Origin of the sequence: Luteimonas wenzhouensis, assembly GCF_007859305.1 — a bacterium.
Classification (GTDB): domain Bacteria; phylum Pseudomonadota; class Gammaproteobacteria; order Xanthomonadales; family Xanthomonadaceae; genus Luteimonas; species Luteimonas wenzhouensis.
Genome location: NZ_VOHE01000008.1, coordinates 126,247 through 142,644 on the forward strand (window position 1 = coordinate 126,247; position 16,398 = coordinate 142,644).

General features: G+C 69.2%; 16 protein-coding genes and 1 pseudogene. 12 read left to right on the forward strand and 5 right to left on the reverse strand.

The annotated features are described in order from the left end of the window. Positions 1 to 35 precede the first annotated feature (35 nt). A complete protein-coding gene (locus FQY79_RS13500) occupies positions 36 to 1,079 on the forward strand; it encodes a DUF2272 domain-containing protein (protein ID WP_146313429.1) in 1,044 nt (347 codons plus the stop codon). A gap of 109 nt (positions 1,080 to 1,188) precedes the next feature. Here FQY79_RS13500 and FQY79_RS13505 read toward each other — a convergent pair whose 3' ends face one another. Continuing rightward, the gene (locus tag FQY79_RS13505; protein ID WP_146313430.1) at positions 1,189 to 1,497 is read right to left on the reverse strand and encodes a DUF1244 domain-containing protein; all 309 of its coding nucleotides are present in this window, start codon (positions 1,495 to 1,497) and stop codon (positions 1,189 to 1,191) included. Positions 1,498 to 1,565: 68 nt separating this feature from the next. On the opposite strand from FQY79_RS13505, the gene folD reads away from it, so the two are divergent. The 5 genes from folD to FQY79_RS13530 all read left to right on the forward strand — a co-directional run bounded on the left by folD (position 1,566) and on the right by FQY79_RS13530 (position 6,826). Beyond that, the gene (gene folD / locus FQY79_RS13510) at positions 1,566 to 2,438 is read left to right on the forward strand and encodes a bifunctional methylenetetrahydrofolate dehydrogenase/methenyltetrahydrofolate cyclohydrolase FolD (protein WP_146313431.1); all 873 of its coding nucleotides are present in this window, start codon (positions 1,566 to 1,568) and stop codon (positions 2,436 to 2,438) included. 315 nt (positions 2,439 to 2,753) lie between these two features. After that, a complete protein-coding gene (coxB, locus tag FQY79_RS13515; RefSeq protein WP_246123124.1) occupies positions 2,754 to 3,440 on the forward strand; it encodes a cytochrome c oxidase subunit II in 687 nt (228 codons plus the stop codon). Next, positions 3,437 to 5,956: a cytochrome c oxidase subunit I gene (ctaD, locus tag FQY79_RS13520; protein ID WP_146313433.1), complete on the forward strand. Its 2,520-nt coding sequence runs from the start codon at positions 3,437 to 3,439 to the stop codon at positions 5,954 to 5,956. Before coxB ends, ctaD begins: the two co-directional genes overlap by 4 nt. Further along, positions 5,953 to 6,288: a hypothetical protein gene (locus tag FQY79_RS13525; RefSeq protein WP_146313434.1), complete on the forward strand. Its 336-nt coding sequence runs from the start codon at positions 5,953 to 5,955 to the stop codon at positions 6,286 to 6,288. Before ctaD ends, FQY79_RS13525 begins: the two co-directional genes overlap by 4 nt. Before the next feature lie 7 nt (positions 6,289 to 6,295). After that, positions 6,296 to 6,826, forward strand: coding sequence for a DUF2231 domain-containing protein (locus FQY79_RS13530; RefSeq protein WP_146313435.1), 531 nt, complete (start codon positions 6,296 to 6,298; stop codon positions 6,824 to 6,826). Here the strand turns inward: FQY79_RS13530 and FQY79_RS13535 are convergent. Beyond that, positions 6,766 to 7,284: a CopD family protein gene (locus FQY79_RS13535; RefSeq protein ID WP_246123125.1), complete on the reverse strand. Its 519-nt coding sequence runs from the start codon at positions 7,282 to 7,284 to the stop codon at positions 6,766 to 6,768. The genes FQY79_RS13530 and FQY79_RS13535 overlap by 61 nt on opposite strands. Before the next feature lie 144 nt (positions 7,285 to 7,428). Here FQY79_RS13535 and FQY79_RS13540 point away from each other — a divergent pair, with 144 nt between their 5' ends. The 4 genes from FQY79_RS13540 to FQY79_RS13555 all read left to right on the forward strand — a co-directional run bounded on the left by FQY79_RS13540 (position 7,429) and on the right by FQY79_RS13555 (position 13,128). Further along, entirely contained in the window at positions 7,429 to 8,235 is an 807-nt protein-coding gene (locus FQY79_RS13540) for a cytochrome c oxidase assembly protein (RefSeq protein WP_246123126.1), read from the forward strand. A 177-nt stretch (positions 8,236 to 8,412) separates the two neighbouring features. Continuing rightward, the gene (gene guaB, locus FQY79_RS13545) at positions 8,413 to 9,870 is read left to right on the forward strand and encodes an IMP dehydrogenase (RefSeq protein WP_146313438.1); all 1,458 of its coding nucleotides are present in this window, start codon (positions 8,413 to 8,415) and stop codon (positions 9,868 to 9,870) included. Positions 9,871 to 9,957: 87 nt separating this feature from the next. Beyond that, entirely contained in the window at positions 9,958 to 11,523 is a 1,566-nt protein-coding gene (gene guaA / locus FQY79_RS13550) for a glutamine-hydrolyzing GMP synthase (protein ID WP_146313439.1), read from the forward strand. A gap of 111 nt (positions 11,524 to 11,634) precedes the next feature. Then, complete coding sequence (locus FQY79_RS13555) at positions 11,635 to 13,128, forward strand: IS91-like element ISCR2 family transposase (protein WP_001120888.1); 1,494 nt, start codon at positions 11,635 to 11,637, stop codon at positions 13,126 to 13,128. 175 nt (positions 13,129 to 13,303) lie between these two features. Here the strand turns inward: FQY79_RS13555 and FQY79_RS13565 are convergent, their stop codons facing one another. Beyond that, entirely contained in the window at positions 13,304 to 13,606 is a 303-nt protein-coding gene (locus FQY79_RS13565; protein ID WP_000251875.1) for a phosphoglucosamine mutase, read from the reverse strand. Positions 13,607 to 13,692: 86 nt separating this feature from the next. After that, positions 13,693 to 14,508, reverse strand: a complete 816-nt coding sequence (sul2, locus tag FQY79_RS13570) for a sulfonamide-resistant dihydropteroate synthase Sul2 (RefSeq protein ID WP_001043260.1) — start codon at positions 14,506 to 14,508, stop codon at positions 13,693 to 13,695. A gap of 316 nt (positions 14,509 to 14,824) precedes the next feature. On the opposite strand from sul2, the gene FQY79_RS13580 reads away from it, so the two are divergent. After that, positions 14,825 to 15,334 carry a CxxCxxCC domain-containing protein gene (locus FQY79_RS13580; RefSeq protein WP_146313440.1) on the forward strand — a complete coding sequence of 170 codons (510 nt, stop codon included), beginning with the start codon at positions 14,825 to 14,827 and terminating at the stop codon, positions 15,332 to 15,334. A gap of 60 nt (positions 15,335 to 15,394) precedes the next feature. Here the strand turns inward: FQY79_RS13580 and FQY79_RS13585 are convergent, their stop codons facing one another. Further along, positions 15,395 to 16,057 (reverse strand): M48 family metallopeptidase, encoded by a 663-nt coding sequence (locus tag FQY79_RS13585; RefSeq protein WP_222434289.1) that lies wholly within the window; start codon positions 16,055 to 16,057, stop codon positions 15,395 to 15,397. Positions 16,058 to 16,307: 250 nt separating this feature from the next. Here FQY79_RS13585 and FQY79_RS15705 point away from each other — a divergent pair. Next, positions 16,308 to 16,398 (forward strand): annotated as a pseudogene (locus tag FQY79_RS15705) (IS3 family transposase); the annotation flags it as partial.

Consider the following 16,398-nt stretch of genomic DNA (forward strand, 5'->3'; position numbering starts at 1 on the left):
AGCGATGCCGCCCGCATGTCCCAGCGAGGAAGCCCATGCATTTGCGCATCGCCCTGTTCGTCCTGGCCTGGCTCTGCCTCTGGCCGGCCGTCGCGGCCGCGGCGCCCGATCCATGCCAGTTGCTGCCGGCCGACGCCGCGCGCTCGCCCGAGGCGGGGCCGCGGATCGCCGCGGCCGCCTGCGCCGAGCATCGCGCCTGGTACCGCCCGTTCATCGACACCGACGGCCGGATCGGCCCGGTCCCGGTGCGCGAGGCCGCGCGTTCGCAGCTGGCCGACGGGCAGCCGGCCTGGCAGCGGGTGGTGGAGTACTGGCGCGGCAGCGGGCTGCTGTGGCAGGTCGGCGCCGGCGACTGCGCGTATGCGGCCACGCCGTTGCCCTCGTGCCGCACCTTCGTCCTCGACACGCCCTGGTCGGCGGCATTCGTCTCCTGGGTGATGCGCCGCGCGGGCGTGCCCGGCTTCCATCCCGCCGCCAACCACCTCCAGTACGTGCGCCGGGCCTATCGCGAGCCGTTCCAGAGCCCCTATCGCGTGGCCAATCCGCTGGCCACCCAGGTGCGCACGGGCGACATGCTGTGCTTCGTGCGCGGCGCGGCACGGGTGTACGGGTTCGGCGAACTGGCCGCCGTGCTCAGCAACGGCGAGCCGGGCCTGGGCATGCATTGCGACATCGTGGTGGGGATCACGATCGGTCCCGACCGCCGCCGCATCGCGCACCTGGTTGGCGGCAACGTGCACGATACCGTGGCCATGCGCCGGCTGGCGCTGACGCCCGGCGACCGGTTCCAGGATCTGCCCATGCGCCAGCCGGGAGATCCCGACTGCAGCCCCGAAAGCGTTTACGCCTGCGACCTCAACCGCCAGGACTGGTCGGTACTGCTGCAGCTGCGGCCGGCGGCCGACCTGGCCGCGCTGGCGCCACCGCCTCCCGTGCCACCCGGGCCCGGTGCCACCCCGGCAGGAGTGCCGGCGCCGGCGCCGGGAGGCGCTCCCGAGGTCACGCCGCAACGCTGCTGCAACCACTGCGATCCCGAGGTGGGCCTGCCGCGTTGCCCCGTGCGTCCCGCTGGCCACTGAGCCGCCTCGTCGAGGCACGCGGCGGGCGCCTGGCGACCGCCTTCCCGGGAAGTGTCGGCGGCGGTCGCCGTTGCCACCGCACGCGGGTCTGGCCCGGCGCGGGCCCGGGTCAGCCGTGGCGCCGGCGGGCGTCCTCGAACGCGGCCAGCTGCTCCGGCGTCGCCTCGCGCTGGTGGCGGGCCTTCCACTGGTCGAACGGCTCGCCGTACACGATCGCGCGTGCCTGGTCCTTGTCGAGCGCGACGCCGTGTTCCGCGGCCGCCTCGCTATACCAGTCGGCCAGGCAGTTGCGGCAGAAGCCGGCGAGGATCATCAGGTCGATGTTCTGCACGTCCGGCCGCACGCGTACCAGGTGGTCGCGCAGGCGGCGGAAGACCGCGGCCTCGATCCGGGCGGTATCCTCGGCGCTCGGGTCCATGCGGGCTCCTTGGCTTGGGTGGGCGACGTGAGACAATACGCATTCCCGTTCCCCGCCTCCACGATGGCATGACCGCACGCATCCTCGACGGCAAGCGCATCGCCGATTCCCTGCTCGACGAACTGCGCCTGCGCGTGGACGCGCGGGTCGCGGCCGGGTTGCCGCGACCGGGCCTGGCGGTGGTGCTGGTGGGCGACGATCCGGCCTCGCAGTCCTACGTGCGCAACAAGCGCCGCGCGGCGGAGAAGGTCGGCATCCGGGCGTTCGACTTCGACCTCCCGGCCGGGACCAGCGAGGCCGAGCTCCTGGATCTGGTGGACCGGCTCAACGCCGACCCGGCGGTGCACGGGATCCTGGTGCAGCTGCCGCTGCCGGGGATCTGCGATGCGACCCGCCTGATCCACCGCATCGATCCGCGCAAGGACGTCGACGGCTTCCATCCCGAGAACGTCGGCCACCTGGCGCTGCGCCAGTTCGGCCTGCGCCCGTGCACGCCGCGCGGCATCACCACGCTGCTGGCCTACACCGACCGGCCTGTGCGCGGTCGCAGCGCCACGATCGTGGGCGTGAGCAACCACGTCGGCCGGCCGATGGCGCTGGAGCTGTTGATCGCCGGCTGCACGGTGACCAGCTGCCACAAGTTCACCCCGCCGGAGGTGCTGCGGCGGCACGTGGGCGAAGCCGACATCCTGGTGGTGGCGGTCGGCCGCCCGGGGCTGATCCCGGGCGACTGGGTGAAGCCTGGCGCGGTGGTGATCGACGTGGGCATCAACCGGCTCGAGGATGGCCGCCTGACCGGCGACGTCGAGTTCGAGGCCGCGGCGCGGCGCGCCAGCTGGATCACCCCGGTGCCGGGCGGCGTGGGCCCGATGACGGTGGCCACGCTGATGCAGAACACGATCGAAGCGACCGAAGCGCTGGAAGCGATCGCAGCGCCCTGACGGCGCCTGAGCCCGCCATCGCGGGGAGGGGACAGAACCGTACCCGCACGAGTTCAAGCGGGGGAAGGGGCGCACAGTCGTCACCCCTCGCCCCGCTCGCGACACCCGCTCCCTCCCCCGCAAGCGGGGGAGGGTTGGGGTGGGGGCAGTCCGCCGCTTCGAATCCATTCGATGGACCCATCGCGTTCCGCTGGATCCGGCTCGCAGCGGCTTCACGACAGCCCCGGCAGACTGCGTCCACCTGTGCACGGGCCGCGCCTGCGACGGCCCCGGGAGGGTGGGAACATCGAGTGGCATCGGCGTGCAACCCGGGGCGTGGCCTGCGTGGTGGTGTCCGCGACCGCCTGCGCGGGGCCGCAGTCGGCGCTGGATCCGGCCGGGCCCGCCGCCGGGGCGATCGCACAGGGCTGGTGGCTCATGGCCACCGGGGCACTCGTCGCCTGGCTGCTGGTGCTCGCGCTCGCGGCGCTGGCGATGCGCCGCCGCCGCCGCCTGCAGCCGGCGGCGGGACGGCGCCTGATCGTGGCCGGCGGCGTGGTCCTGCCCGCCAGCCTGCTGTCCGCGCTGCTGGTCTACGGCACGCTTGCCAGCGACCGCATCACCGGTGCGGGCCCGCAGGCCGAGCATCTGGTCCGGGTCACTGCGCGCCAGTGGTACTGGGAGTTCGAGTACCTCGATGAGGACGGCGGGGTGGTGGCCACCTCGATCGACGAGCTGGCGATGCCGCTGGGCCGGATGGTCGAGTTCCACGTCGACAGCCAGGACGTCATCCACAGCTTCTGGATCCCGCGCCTGGGCGGCAAGATCGATGCGATCCCCGGCCGCCGAAACGTGCTGCGGCTGCGCGCCGACCGGGCCGGTCCGATCCGCGGGCAGTGCGCGGAGTTCTGCGGCCTGGAGCATGCGCTGATGGCCTTCGAGGTGAGCGTCCTGGAGCCCGGCGCCTACGCCCGCTGGCTCGAGGACCGCGCGGGCACCGATGCCGGCGGGGCGGGGCGGTGAACGCGGCCGCGTCCGACGACCCCGCGCGCCGCCTGCGGGCGCTGGAGCGGATCTGGGCCAACGCGCCGGGGCTGCGCGGGCAGCTGACCGCGGTCAACCACGGCACCATCGCGTTGCGCTTCATCGTCACCGGCCTGGCCTTCATGCTGGTGGGCGGCCTGCTGTCGATGTTCATCCGCCTGCAGCTGGCCTGGTCCGACGCGCAGGTGCTCGATCCGGAGCGCTACGCGCAGTTCGTGACCCTGCACGGCACCACGATGATGTTCCTGTTCGCGGTGCCGGTGATGGAAGGCTTCGCGATGTACCTGCTGCCGAAGATGCTCGGCGCGCGCGACCTGCCGTTCCCCCGGCTGAGCGCGTTCGGCTGGTGGTGCTACCTGTTCGGCGGGTTGTTCCTGTACTCGAGCCTGCTGTTCGACGCCGCGCCCGACGGCGGCTGGTTCATGTACGTGCCGCTCACCGACGCCACGTTCTCGCCAGGGAAGGGGCCGGACTTCTGGCTGATCGGCGTGACCTTCGCCGAGATCGCGGCGGTGACCGGGGCGGTGGACCTGATCGTGGCAGTGCTGCTGACCCGCGCGCCGGGCATGGACATCCGGCGCATGCCGCTGTTCGCCTGGGCGATCCTGGTCACCGCGTTCATGATCGCGCTGGGCTTTCCGCCGCTGATCCTGGCCAGCCTCCTGCTCGAACTGCAGCGCGCCTTCGGCTTCGTGTTCTTCGACCCGGCGCTGGGCGGCGACCCGCTGCTGTGGCAGCACCTGTTCTGGCTGTTCGGCCATCCCGAGGTCTACATCATCTTCCTGCCGGCGGCCGGCGTGGTGTCGATGGTGGTGCCGACCTTCGCCCGGCGGCCGGTGGCGGGCTATGCATGGATCGTGCTGGCGCTGGTGTCCACCGGCTTCCTGAGCTTCGGGCTGTGGGTGCACCACATGTTCGCGGTCGGCATCCCGCTGCTGGCGCTGGCCTTCTTCAGCGCGGCCAGCATGGCGGTGGCGATCCCGACCTCGATCCAGGTGTTCGCGTGGATCGCCACCCTGTGGTCGGGCCGACCCTGGCTGCGGCTGCCGATGCTGCACGTCCTGGGCTTCTTCGTGGTGTTCGTGCTCGGCGGGCTGACCGGGGTGATGCTGGCCTTCGTGCCGTTCGACTGGCAGGCCCACGACACCCACTTCGTGGTCGCGCACCTGCACTACGTGCTGATCGGCGGGCTGATGTTCCCGCTGTTCGCGGGGCTGTACTACTGGCTGCCGCTGGCCAGCGGGCGGATGCCGTCGGAGCGCCTGGGCCGCACCGCGTTCTGGCTGGTGGTCGTCGGCTTCCACCTGACCTTCGTGCCGATGCACCTCACCGGGCTGCTGGGGATGCCGCGGCGCGTGTACACCTATTCGCCGTTGCTGGGCGTGGAATGGCTCAACCTGCTGTCCACCGCTGGGGGGTTCGTGCTGGCGGTCGGCATCGTTGCGATCCTGTTCGACGTCGGCCTGTGCTTCGTCCATGGCCGACGCGCGCGCGCCAATCCCTGGCGCGCCGGCACCCTGGAATGGGCGGTGCCGATGCCGCCGCCGAACTACAACTTCGCATCCGTGCCGGAGGTGGACGACGCCTATCCGCTATGGCGCGACCGCGGCCTGGCCGCGCGCGTGGCGCGCAGCGATGGATGGCTCGGCGACCCGGCGCGCGGCCGCCGCGAGCTCCTGGGCACCGGCATCGTCTCCGCGCGCCCGGAGCAGGTGGTGTTCCTGTCGTCCTCGTCCTGGCTGCCGCTGGCCTGCGCCGGCGTGGTCGCGCTGCTGCTCGCCTGCTTCATCGCCGGCTGGTACCTGGCCGCGGCCGCCTGCCTGGCGCCGCTGCTGGCGCTGCTGTGCCGTTGGGCCTGGACCACGGGCTGGCCGGGCGCGCCGCGCACGGTGCAGGCGGGCGATGGCGTGGAGCTGCCGTCGCAGTACGCCTGCCGCAACGCCCCCGGGTGGTGGGCGGTGGTGGTGGCGATGCTGATCCTGGGCTCGCTGTTCGCCTCGCTGGTGTTCGCCTACTTCTACCTGTGGCTGGGCAGCGACGGCTGGCCGCCGCGGGGCATGGGCGAGGGCAGCCCCGGCTTCGGGCACTGGCTGGCGCTGGCGATGCTGGCGCTGGCCTGGCTGTGCGGGGCGGTGGGATCGGCGGCGCTGGCCGGCGGTGCGAAGCGGCGCCGGCGGATGGTGGTGCCGGCGCTCCTGGCGTCGGTGGCGATGATCGCGTCGGTCGGCGTCGAGCTGCCGCTGCTGGTGGTCGCGTCCGGCGCTCCGCAGGCGCATGCCTATGCATCAGTGGTCTGGACCCTTGCCGGCTTCTGCGCCGTCCACCTGCTGGTCGCGGCGCTGCTGTGCGTGCATGTGTGCGCGCGCATCGGGCGGCGGCTGGTCGATGCGGCGCGCCCGCTGGAATGGCGCGTGGCGCACGCCTTCCTGCGCTATGCGGTGGTGCAGGCCGCGATCGGCTGGGCGGTCATCCACCTGTTCCCGGTGCTGCAATGAGCGGCCTGTCGCGCCCGCGCCGGTTGAGCTGGATCGCCAGCGCGTTCCTGGCCTGGGGGCTGCATTTTTTCGTGGTGTATTCGCTGCAGGGGCTGGTGTGCGGGCGCGGCTGGTCGCCGGCCTCGGCCTGGTGGGGGATGGGCGCGCTGACCGTGGCCGCATTCGCCACCGTGGCCTGGATCGGGCTGCGGGCGCGGCGCGTGGTGGCCGCCGCCGGCGACGACGCGGGCCGCCGTTTCACCGCGCGCCTGGTGGCGATGCTCTGCGTGCTGGCGCTGGTGGCGATGGGGTTCACCGTGCTGCCGGCGCTGTTGCTGCACCCGTGCGAGTGAGGTGGCCATGCGCAGGACGCTGAAGCAGCCGGTTCCCCGGCAACGCAGCCCCACGGTGGAAAGCCGGGTGGCGATCCACCGCCATCCGCTGCACCCGATCGCGGTGGTCTACCCGATCGCCTGCCTGACCCTGCTCCTGCCCGCGGACATCGCCTACCTGTGGACCGGGGACGCGTTCTGGGCCGACGTGGCCTGGTGGCTCAACCTGGTGGGCCTGGCGGGCGGCCTGCTGGCCGCGGTGCTGGGCATCTGCGACATGTTCCTGATCCGCGTGGCGCGGCGCCACGTGTCGGCCTGGAACCACTTCATCGCCGGGGTGATGCTGCTGGCGCTGGCGGCGGCCGGCGTCTGGCTGCGCTGGCCCGACCCGGCCGCGACCGGGTACTGGGCGCTGCTGCAGTCGGCACCGACCGCGGGCATGGTGGGGGTGGTGGGCTGGCTGGGCGGCACGCTCAGCTTCGGCCATGGGATCGGCGTCTACGGCCACCGCGAGCGGGAGGAAGAGCCTGCGTCCGGCAACGAGGAGCCGGACCCATGATCCGCCTCCGCGGATGCCCCGGCGCCCGGCGGCGGCAGGTCGCCGAGCGTGCGCGGCTTGGCGCCGGTGAGGGCGGCGATCGCCAGCAGCAACAGCAGCGGGGTCCAGCCGAGCACGGCCGGCAGCACGCGGCCGCGGGCCCGCCCCTTGCCCAGCGCGTGCAGGTGGGCGCCGGACCACAGGTGCACGAGGACCACCAGGGCCACCAGGCACAGTTTGGCCAGCAGCCAGGCGCCGGACTGGGCCCCTGGGATCAGCGACATCCCCAGCGCGATCGCCAGCACGCCGGCCGGGGTGGCGACGCGGAAGAACAGCCGGTTCGCGACCGGATCGAAGAAGTCGGGCCGCGCCTCGCGGCCGCCGCGGCGGCGCGTGGCGAACAGCCGCAGCAACAGCAGCAGCCCGGTGAACCAGACCGCCACCGCGGCGATGTGGGCGACCTTGAGCCAGAACAGCACGTCGTCGGTCCGCGGCGGGGAGGACGGTCCATGCTGGGGCAGGCAGCGTGCACGGCCCGTGGATCCGTCCGCTGGAGGCGGCCGGCGACGGCGGGGCTGTTGGCCGGCGCGGGTCCGGCCGTCGCCCACGACGCCGGCCACGGAGTGCCCGGCCTGGCCGAGGCGTGGACGCTCTCGCCGCTGGTGCTGGTGCCGCTGCTGTTGTTCGCCGGACTGTACGGGCGCGGGCTGTGGCGCCTGTGGGCCGGGGGCCATGCCGGGCGCGGCATTTCCCGCCCGCAGGCGCTGGCGGCCGCGGCCGGGGTGCTGGCGCTGCTGCTGGCCACGGTCTGGCCGTTCGACGCGCTGGGCGACTGGTCGCTGGCCGCGCACATGGCCCAGCACATGCTGCTGCTGGCGGTGGCGCCGCCGCTGCTGCTGGCCGCGCGTCCGCGCGCCGCGCTCGCGGCCGCGCTGCCGGCGGCCGGCGCGCGCGCGCTGCACGCGGTCGCACGGGCCTGCGCGGTGCCCATGCTGCGTTCGCTGGCCGCGGCGACCCTGGCCAACGTTGCCGTGATGTGGGGCTGGCACCTGCCCGCCGCGCTGGCGCTGGCGCTGGCCAGCGAACCGGTGCACTGGCTGATGCACGGCAGCTTCCTGGGCGCCGGACTGTGGCTGTGGACCCTGCTGTGGCAGCGCCTGCGCGACGATGCCAGCGGCGGCGCGCTCGCCGGGGCCGTGGCGATCGTGGCGGTGATGATGCAGATGGGGTTCCTCGGCGCGCTGCTCACCTTCTCGCGCCGTCCGCTGTACCCGCACTACGCGGCGAGGGCGCCGGAGCTCGGACTGGACGTGCTGCTGGACCAGCAGCTGGCCGGGCTGGTGATGTGGGTCCCCGCGTGCCTGCCGTACCTGGCCGGGGCGGTGTGGCTGTTGGCCCGCGAGTTCGCGCGGCCGCGGCGCGCGGGCTAGGGGCTGGCGACCGGCCGGGCGTCGGCGCCGCGGCCGGGGTGGCGCGGAGCCGTCCGCCGCCGCCTGCGCAGCGGGGTGGGCCGGGCACTGCCGTGGCGAACGCCGTGGCCGGGCCGCTGCCGGCGTCCCCGCGGCGCGGTATAATGTCGTGCTTCCCCACCGCCCCCGGGACTGCCGATGCTCCGCATCCAGGCTGAAGCACTGACGTACGACGACGTTTCCCTCGTCCCCGCCCACTCCGCCGTCCTGCCCAAGGACGTCTCCCTCGCCACCCGGCTTACCCGCGACCTGCGCCTGAACCTGCCGATCGTCTCGGCGGCGATGGACACGGTCACCGAGGCGCGCCTGGCGATCGCCATGGCCCAGCTGGGCGGCATCGGCATCATCCACAAGAACATGACCGCCGAGCAGCAGGCCGCCGAGGTCGCGCGGGTCAAGAACTTCGAGGCGGGGGTGATCCGCGAACCGTTCACCGTCGACCCGACGACCACCATCGGCGAGGTGCTCCGGCTCACCCGCGCGCGCAACATCTCCGGCGTGCCGGTGGTCGAGGACGGCCAGCTGGTGGGCATCGTCACCGGCCGCGACATGCGCTTCGAAAAGAAGCTCGACGACCCGGTCAGGAACATCATGACCAAGAAGGACCGCCTGGTCACGGTCAAGGAAGGCGCGTCCGACGACGAGGTCATCGCCCTGCTGCACAAGCACCGCATCGAGAAGGTGCTGGTGGTCAACGACGACTTCGAGTTGCGCGGGCTGATCACCGTCAAGGACATCCAGAAGGCGCAGGACAACCCGAACTCGGCCAAGGATGCCGACGAGCAGCTGCTGGTCGGCGCCGCGGTCGGCGTCGGCGGCGACACCGACGAGCGCGTGGCGGCGCTGGTGGCCGCCGGCGTGGACGTGCTGGTGGTGGACACCGCGCACGGCCACTCGCAGGGCGTGATCGACCGCGTGGCCTGGGTGAAGAAGAACTTCCCGAAGGTGCAGGTGATCGGCGGCAACATCGTCACCGGCGACGCCGCGCTGGCGCTGATGGACGCCGGCGCGGATGCGGTGAAGGTGGGCGTGGGCCCGGGCTCGATCTGCACCACGCGCGTGGTGGCGGGCGTCGGCGTACCCCAGATCACCGCGATCGACATGGTGGCCGAGGCGCTGCAGGACCGCATCCCGCTGATCGCCGACGGCGGCATCCGCTATTCGGGCGACATCGGCAAGGCGCTGGCCGCCGGTGCGTCGACGGTGATGATCGGCGGCCTGTTCGCGGGCACCGAGGAATCGCCGGGCGAGGTCGAACTGTTCCAGGGCCGCACCTACAAGAGCTACCGCGGCATGGGCTCGCTGGGGGCGATGGAGAAGGGCTCGAAGGACCGCTACTTCCAGGACGCCAGCGACGTCGACAAGCTGGTGCCCGAAGGCATCGAGGGCCGGGTGCCGTACCGCGGCCCCCTGAGCGGCATCGTCCACCAGCTGGCCGGCGGCCTGCGCGCGACGATGGGCTACGTGGGCTGCGCCACGGTGGAGGAGATGCGCACCAGGCCGAAGTTCGTGCGCATCACCGGCGCCGGCCAGCGCGAGAGCCACGTCCACGACGTGACCATCACCAAGCAGCCGCCGAACTACCAGATCGGCTGAGGCCGACCGAAGGGGAACGGGCACGCCCGTTCCCCTTTCTGCATGGGCCGCCGGCCGCGGCCCGCCACCGCATCGACCGCCGCGTCCATGACCAACATCCATACCGACAAGATCCTGATCCTCGACTTCGGCGCGCAGTACACCCAGCTGATCGCGCGCCGCATCCGCGAGATCGGCGTGTACTGCGAGATCTGGGCCTGGGACCACGACCCGGCCGAGATCGCGGCGTACGGGGCGAAGGGCATCATCCTCTCCGGCGGCCCCGAATCCACCACCGTGCCGGGCGCGCCGTCCGCGCCGCAGGTGGTGTTCGACAGCGGCCTGCCGGTGCTGGGCATCTGCTACGGCATGCAGACGATGGCCGCGCAGCTGGGCGGCGCCACCGAGGCCGGCGACCAGCGCGAATACGGCCATGCCGAGGTCGACGTGGTCCACGCCGATGCGCTGTTCTCCGGGCTCACCGACCATGCCGGCCAGTCGCGGCTGGACGTGTGGATGAGCCACGGCGACCACGTCACCCGCGTGCCGCCCGGCTTCACCGTCACCGCCGCCACCGACCGCATCCCGGTCGCCGCCATGGCGAACGAGGAGCGCCGCTGGTACGGCGTGCAGTTCCACCCCGAGGTGACCCACACCCTGCAGGGCCAGACCCTGCTGCGCCGCTTCGTGGTCGACGTGTGCGGCTGCCGCACGCTGTGGACCGCGGCCAACATCATCGAGGACCAGATCGCCCGCGTGCGCGAGCAGGTGGGGGGCGACGAGGTGATCCTCGGCCTGTCGGGCGGCGTCGATTCCTCGGTGGTGGCCGCGCTGCTGCACAAGGCCATCGGCGAGCAGCTGACCTGCGTGTTCGTCGACACCGGCCTGCTGCGCTGGCAGGAAGGCGACCAGGTGATGGCGATGTTCGCCGAGCACATGGGCGTCAAGGTGATCCGCGTCGACGCCGCCGACCGCTATTTCAAGGCGCTCGAGGGCGTCGCCGACCCCGAGGCCAAGCGCAAGATCATCGGCAACCTCTTCATCGAGATCTTCGAGGAAGAGTCGGCCAAGCTGAAGAACGCCAAGTGGCTGGCGCAGGGCACGATCTACCCCGACGTGATCGAGTCGGCCGGCAGCGGCACCGGCAAGGCCCACGTCATCAAGAGCCACCACAACGTCGGCGGCCTGCCCGAGCACATGAAGCTCGGCCTGGTCGAACCGCTGCGCGAACTGTTCAAGGACGAGGTGCGCCGCCTGGGCGTGGAACTCGGCCTGCCGCGCACCATGGTCTACCGCCACCCCTTCCCCGGCCCGGGCCTGGGCGTGCGCATCCTGGGTGAAGTGAAGCGCGAATACGCCGAGCTGCTGGCCCGCGCGGACGCCATTTTCATCGAGGAACTGCGCAAGGCCGAGCTGTACGACAAGGTCAGCCAGGCCTTCGCCGTGTTCCTGCCGGTGAAGTCGGTGGGCGTGGTGGGCGATGCCCGCGCCTACGAGTGGGTGATCGCCCTGCGCGCGGTGGAGACCATCGACTTCATGACCGCCCACTGGGCGCACCTGCCGTACGACTTCCTGGGCCGGGTGTCGAACCGGATCATCAACGAGCTGCGTGGCGTGTCGCGCGTGGTGTATGACATCAGTGGCAAGCCGCCGGCGACGATCGAGTGGGAGTGACGGGCACTGGCTGGCAATGTCTAGCAACGGCAGGCATTTCGGCTGAGGGTAAAAGAACTTTCCGCTAAGCGATAGACTGTATGTAAACACAGTATTGCAAGGACGCGGAACATGCCTCATGTGGCGGCCAGGACGGCCAGCCGGGATCGGGATACTGGTCGTTACCAGAGCCACCGACCCGAGCAAACCCTTCTCTATCAGATCGTTGACGAGTATTACCCGGCATTCGCTGCGCTTATGGCAGAGCAGGGAAAGGAATTGCCGGGCTATGTGCAACGGGAATTTGAAGAATTTCTCCAATGCGGGCGGCTGGAGCATGGCTTTCTACGGGTTCGCTGCGAGTCTTGCCACGCCGAGCACCTGGTCGCTTTCAGCTGTAAGCGTCGCGGTTTCTGCCCGAGCTGTGGGGCGCGGCGGATGGCCGAAAGTGCCGCCTTGCTGGTTGATGAAGTACTGCCTGAACAACCCATGCGTCAGTGGGTGTTGAGCTTCCCGTTTCAGCTGCGTTTCCTGTTTGCCAGCCGGCCCGAGATCATGGGGTGGGTGCTGGGCATCGTTTACCGCGTCATTGCCACGCACCTGGTCAAGAAAGCGGGCCATACCCACCAAGTGGCCAAGACGGGCGCGGTCACCCTGATCCAGCGTTTTGGATCGGCGCTCAATCTGAATGTTCACTTCCACATGCTGTTTCTCGACGGTGTGTATGTCGAGCAATCCCACGGCTCAGCGCGTTTCCGCTGGGTCAAGGCGCCGACCAGCCCAGAGCTCACCCAGCTGACGCACACCATCGCCCACCGGGTGGGTCGCTATCTGGAACGGCAAGGCCTGCTGGAACGGGATGTCGAAAACAGCTATCTGGCCTCGGATGCGGTGGATGACGACCCGATGACACCCCTGCTGGGGCACTCGATCACTTACCGTATCGCTGTCGGTTCACAGGCGGGGCGAAAGGTGTTCACTTTGCAAACTCTGCCGACCAGTGGTGATCCGTTCGGTGACGGGATTGGCAAGGTAGCCGGGTCCAGCCTGCACGCCGGCGTGGCGGCCAGGGCCGATGAACGCAAGAAGCTCGAACGGCTGTGCCGGTACATCAGCCGCCCGGCGGTATCCGAGAAGCGGCTGTCGTTAACACGAGGCGGCAACGTGCGCTACCAGCTCAAGACGCCGTACCGGGACGGCACCACGCACGTCATTTTCGAACCATTGGATTTCATTGCAAGGCTGGCCGCCCTGGTACCGAAGCCCAGAGTCAACCTAACCCGCTTCCACGGGGTGTTCGCACCCAACAGTCGGCACCGGGCGTTGGTCACGCCGGCAAAACGGGGCAGGGGCAACAAGGTCAGGGTGGCTGATGAACCGGCAACACCAGCACAACGGCGAGCGTCGATGACATGGGCGCAACGGCTCAAGCGTGTTTTCAATATCGACATCGAGACCTGCAGCGGCTGCGGCGGCGCCATGAAAGTCATCGCCTGCATTGAAGACCCTATAGTGATCAAGCAGATCCTTGATCACCTGAAGCACAAAGCCGAAACCAGCGGGACCAGGGCGTTACCCGAAAGCCGGGCGCCACCGGCTGAGCTGCTCCTGGGTCTGTTTGACTGACGAGCCTGAAGGCCAACGATACCAATCAAAATGCTGCGTTCACAGCGCCGCGGCAGGGATCCGCCGTGCTGGTTGTCGGAAAAGGAGCCGCTAGTGGGAAAGAGGAGGGTAAATTTTCAGCGTTGCTGGCTCCCCGTCAGCCGGATTGGGTTGCATCGCAGGGGTGTCGAAAGAGTCAACTGCGGTCCAAAGCTGTTGGACTTGGGTGAAAAGGGCGTTTATTCTTCCTATACGTTGTCGGCAGCGGGCCAAAAAGGAATACGTCCATGCCCATCGAGGTGAAACCGGCTGTGAGCGCGGGTTCAAGCATATAGCCCGACAGGCGCGTATCCTTGCCGATCACGACACGATGGCGGTGGTCACCGCGACGAAAGACACGGCCAGCCGCCATGCCGACGCGCAAGGCGGTTTCCGCCGTCATCGCGCCTTCGTTGGCTTTGCCACGAATACCGTCTGTGCCGAAATATTTGCGCACCATAAGGTCGATTATCCTGTCGTCGGGTCGCCCTCAAAGGGGACATGCCTGCTGAACCGCGAATATAGAGAAATATCCCGAATGTGCAGTTAACGAATTCTTGCGGTTTCTTTCAGCGCCGCCAATACCGCCAGCCCGTCGCGCAAGGGGCGCGGCTCGTGTGTGCGGATGAAGTCAGCTCCACCTGCGGCGGCGGCAAGCTCTGCAGCGAGTGTCGCGGCCCCGACATCCCCCGGACCACGGCCTGTGAGCGCGCGCAGAAAGGATTTGCGCGAAACAGACAGAAGCACCGGCAAATCGAAGCGCAGCCGCAATTCATCGAACCGCGCCAGCACCGAGAGCGAGGTTTCGGGAGCAGCCCCCAGAAAAAACCCCATGCCGGGATCAAGGACAAGGCGGTTGCGTTTGATACCGGCACCCGTCAGCGCCGCGATGCGCGCGTCAAAGAACGCCGCAATGTGATCCATGATGTCGCCAGCGGGTGCCTCGCGCCGATCTGCCTGCCCGTCTTGCACCGAATGCATAACGACGAGTTTGGCAGATGATTTCGCCAATTGCGGATAGAACGCAGCGTCTGGAAAACCGCGAATATCATTGAGATAGGCCACACCACGCGACAAGGCATAGGCTTGCGTCGCGGGTTGATAACTGTCGAGCGAGACGGGAATGCCATCTGCCTTGAGCGCGTCCAGCACCGGCGCGATACGCGCGATTTCTGTGTCGGACGAAACAGGCGCGGCGTCGGGATTGCTGGATGCCGGACCGAGGTCGATCACATCTGCCCCCTCGGCCATCAGCTTACGCGCCTGCGCAATGGCTGCGTCTGGCGCCAGATACCGGCCTCCATCGGAGAAACTGTCCGAGGTTATGTTGACGATGCCGAAAATGATGAGCGATTTATTCATGGGGGCTTCTATAATAATAATAATCGAGCATGAGTCTCATACGGATGCTCGGGTCGAAAGGGAATCCCCAGGCGAGTAACCTGTTTGCGGTGATCCATTAGCTGCAGGAGCAGAAGAGCATACATCTGGAAGCAAAGCCAGGCAAGCGGCCTATGGAGCTGTGCGGCAGCGCTCAGTAGGCAATTTTTCAAAATATTGTTAAGCCTTTTCTGAGCATGGTATTTTTCATGGTATTACCAATTAGCAGGAAAATAAGCCATTGAATATAAAAGATAAAAATGTCTTGTTTACAATAGAGTGGGAGTAAGCGGAAAAATTGCGTGATCGCTTCTGGGAGCACTACTCCCTGGGAGAACTCAACCGCCGGGAGTGGGAGGCCCTGTGCGACGGATGTGGGCAGTGCTGCCTCAAGCGTCGCGTGGCCGACGGCGAGGTCACGGTTTACAGCGTGGCCTGCGAACTGCTGGACATCGACACCGCCCGCTGTCGCGACTATGCGAACCGGCTGCACCGGGTCCCGACCTGCCACGAGCTGACGCCCGTATCCGTGCCCCGGTACCAGGATCGGCTGCCCGGCACCTGCGCCTACGTCCGCGTCCACAGGGGCCAGCCGCTGCCATCCTGGCACCCGCTGCTCGCCGGCGATCGCACCCGGATGCGCAGGAAGGGCATCACCGTCAGCCACTACGCCATCCCCAGCGGCACGCTGTCGCGCCGGCAGAAGGAGCGACACGTGATGTCGCGCTGGTCGGTGGGCAAACGACAGCAGCCGGCCACGGCGCCGCACAGCCGGCGCTCGACCGCGAACTCCGGGCGCGAGCGCTAGGCGGACACAGGAGTGGGGTAGAAGCGGCTTTGCGGCAAAGCGGACGACGCGGCGTCGTTCTCAGATCCCTTCGACATCGATTCCGTGCTCGGCCAGCCGGACTTTGCGCTGCGCATAGTCGGGCATGGCGCGCTCGACGCGCAACCAGAACGAAGGGGTGTGGTGCGGCTCGTGCAAGTGGGCGATCTCGTGCACCAGCACGTACTCGGCGATGCGCGCCGGCAGCAGGATCGTCTTCCAATGGAAGTACAGCCAGTCGCCCTTGCCACACGATCCCCAGCGGTAGCCCAGGTCCTGCACCTTCACGCCGGCCGGGGACACCTCCATGCGTGACTGGTACTCGGCAGCGCGGTTGGACAGCCAGGCCTTGGCACGCTCGCAGTACCAACGGATGAAGTGCTCGCGCGCGACGGGCAAAGCGTCCCGGCGCAAGCAGAAGCGGCCCGCCGTCAGTTTGAGCGGAACGTCCTGCTGGCCCACCAGTTTGAGCCGATGGCTGCGCCCGAGGTACAGGAAGCCCTCGCCGTCCACGAACTGCTTGCGCGGCAGCCGACGCCGCAGGCGGTCCTTCTCGGCCAGCTTGGTGTAGATCCAGAAGCGCTTCTCCAGCACGAAGGCGCGCAGCGCGGCCTCGTCCACCTCGGGCGGCGCCGACAGCACCAGCTCCCCGTCACGCTCCACGGTGATCTGCATCGTCTTGCGGCGCGCGCTGCGTCGGAGCACGAAGCGCAGGTCATCGACCTGGTGAATCGCCCCGCCTTTCCCGGAGGCTCCAAACCTTGAGAGGATGGAGCCCATGAGCAACAAATTGACGAGGTACGCACCCGAGGTGCGTGAACGGGCGGCTGGCGCACCGGGTCGACCTGGCGGCTGGCGTGGTCGTAGTACGTCGGGCGGCGATTACGTCGGTGGCCGGGAAGATCGGCTGCAAGGCAGACCCCCACGCTGGCACCGGGAGCAGGCGCTGGCGTCGCAGATCGACCGGGTCTGGCAAGAGAACCGCCAGGCCTACGGGGCGCGCAAGGTGTGGCGGCAGTTGCACCGGGAAGGCGTGAAGGTTGCCC

Bases quoted from the DNA above. Each gene is read 5' to 3' on its own strand.
- sul2 (WP_001043260.1), bottom strand. From the start codon at position 14,508: ATGAATAAATCGCTCATCATTTTCGGCATCGTCAACATAACCTCGGAC.
- guaA (WP_146313439.1), top strand. From the start codon at position 9,958: ATGACCAACATCCATACCGACAAGATCCTGATCCTCGACTTCGGCGCG.
- guaB (WP_146313438.1), top strand. From the start codon at position 8,413: ATGCTCCGCATCCAGGCTGAAGCACTGACGTACGACGACGTTTCCCTC.
- FQY79_RS13525 (WP_146313434.1), top strand. From the start codon at position 5,953: ATGAGCGGCCTGTCGCGCCCGCGCCGGTTGAGCTGGATCGCCAGCGCG.
- FQY79_RS13555 (WP_001120888.1), top strand. From the start codon at position 11,635: ATGCCTCATGTGGCGGCCAGGACGGCCAGCCGGGATCGGGATACTGGT.
- FQY79_RS13565 (WP_000251875.1), bottom strand. From the start codon at position 13,606: ATGGTGCGCAAATATTTCGGCACAGACGGTATTCGTGGCAAAGCCAAC.
- FQY79_RS13530 (WP_146313435.1), top strand. From the start codon at position 6,296: ATGCGCAGGACGCTGAAGCAGCCGGTTCCCCGGCAACGCAGCCCCACG.
- FQY79_RS13500 (WP_146313429.1), top strand. From the start codon at position 36: ATGCATTTGCGCATCGCCCTGTTCGTCCTGGCCTGGCTCTGCCTCTGG.
- folD (WP_146313431.1), top strand. From the start codon at position 1,566: ATGACCGCACGCATCCTCGACGGCAAGCGCATCGCCGATTCCCTGCTC.
- FQY79_RS13505 (WP_146313430.1), bottom strand. From the start codon at position 1,497: ATGGACCCGAGCGCCGAGGATACCGCCCGGATCGAGGCCGCGGTCTTC.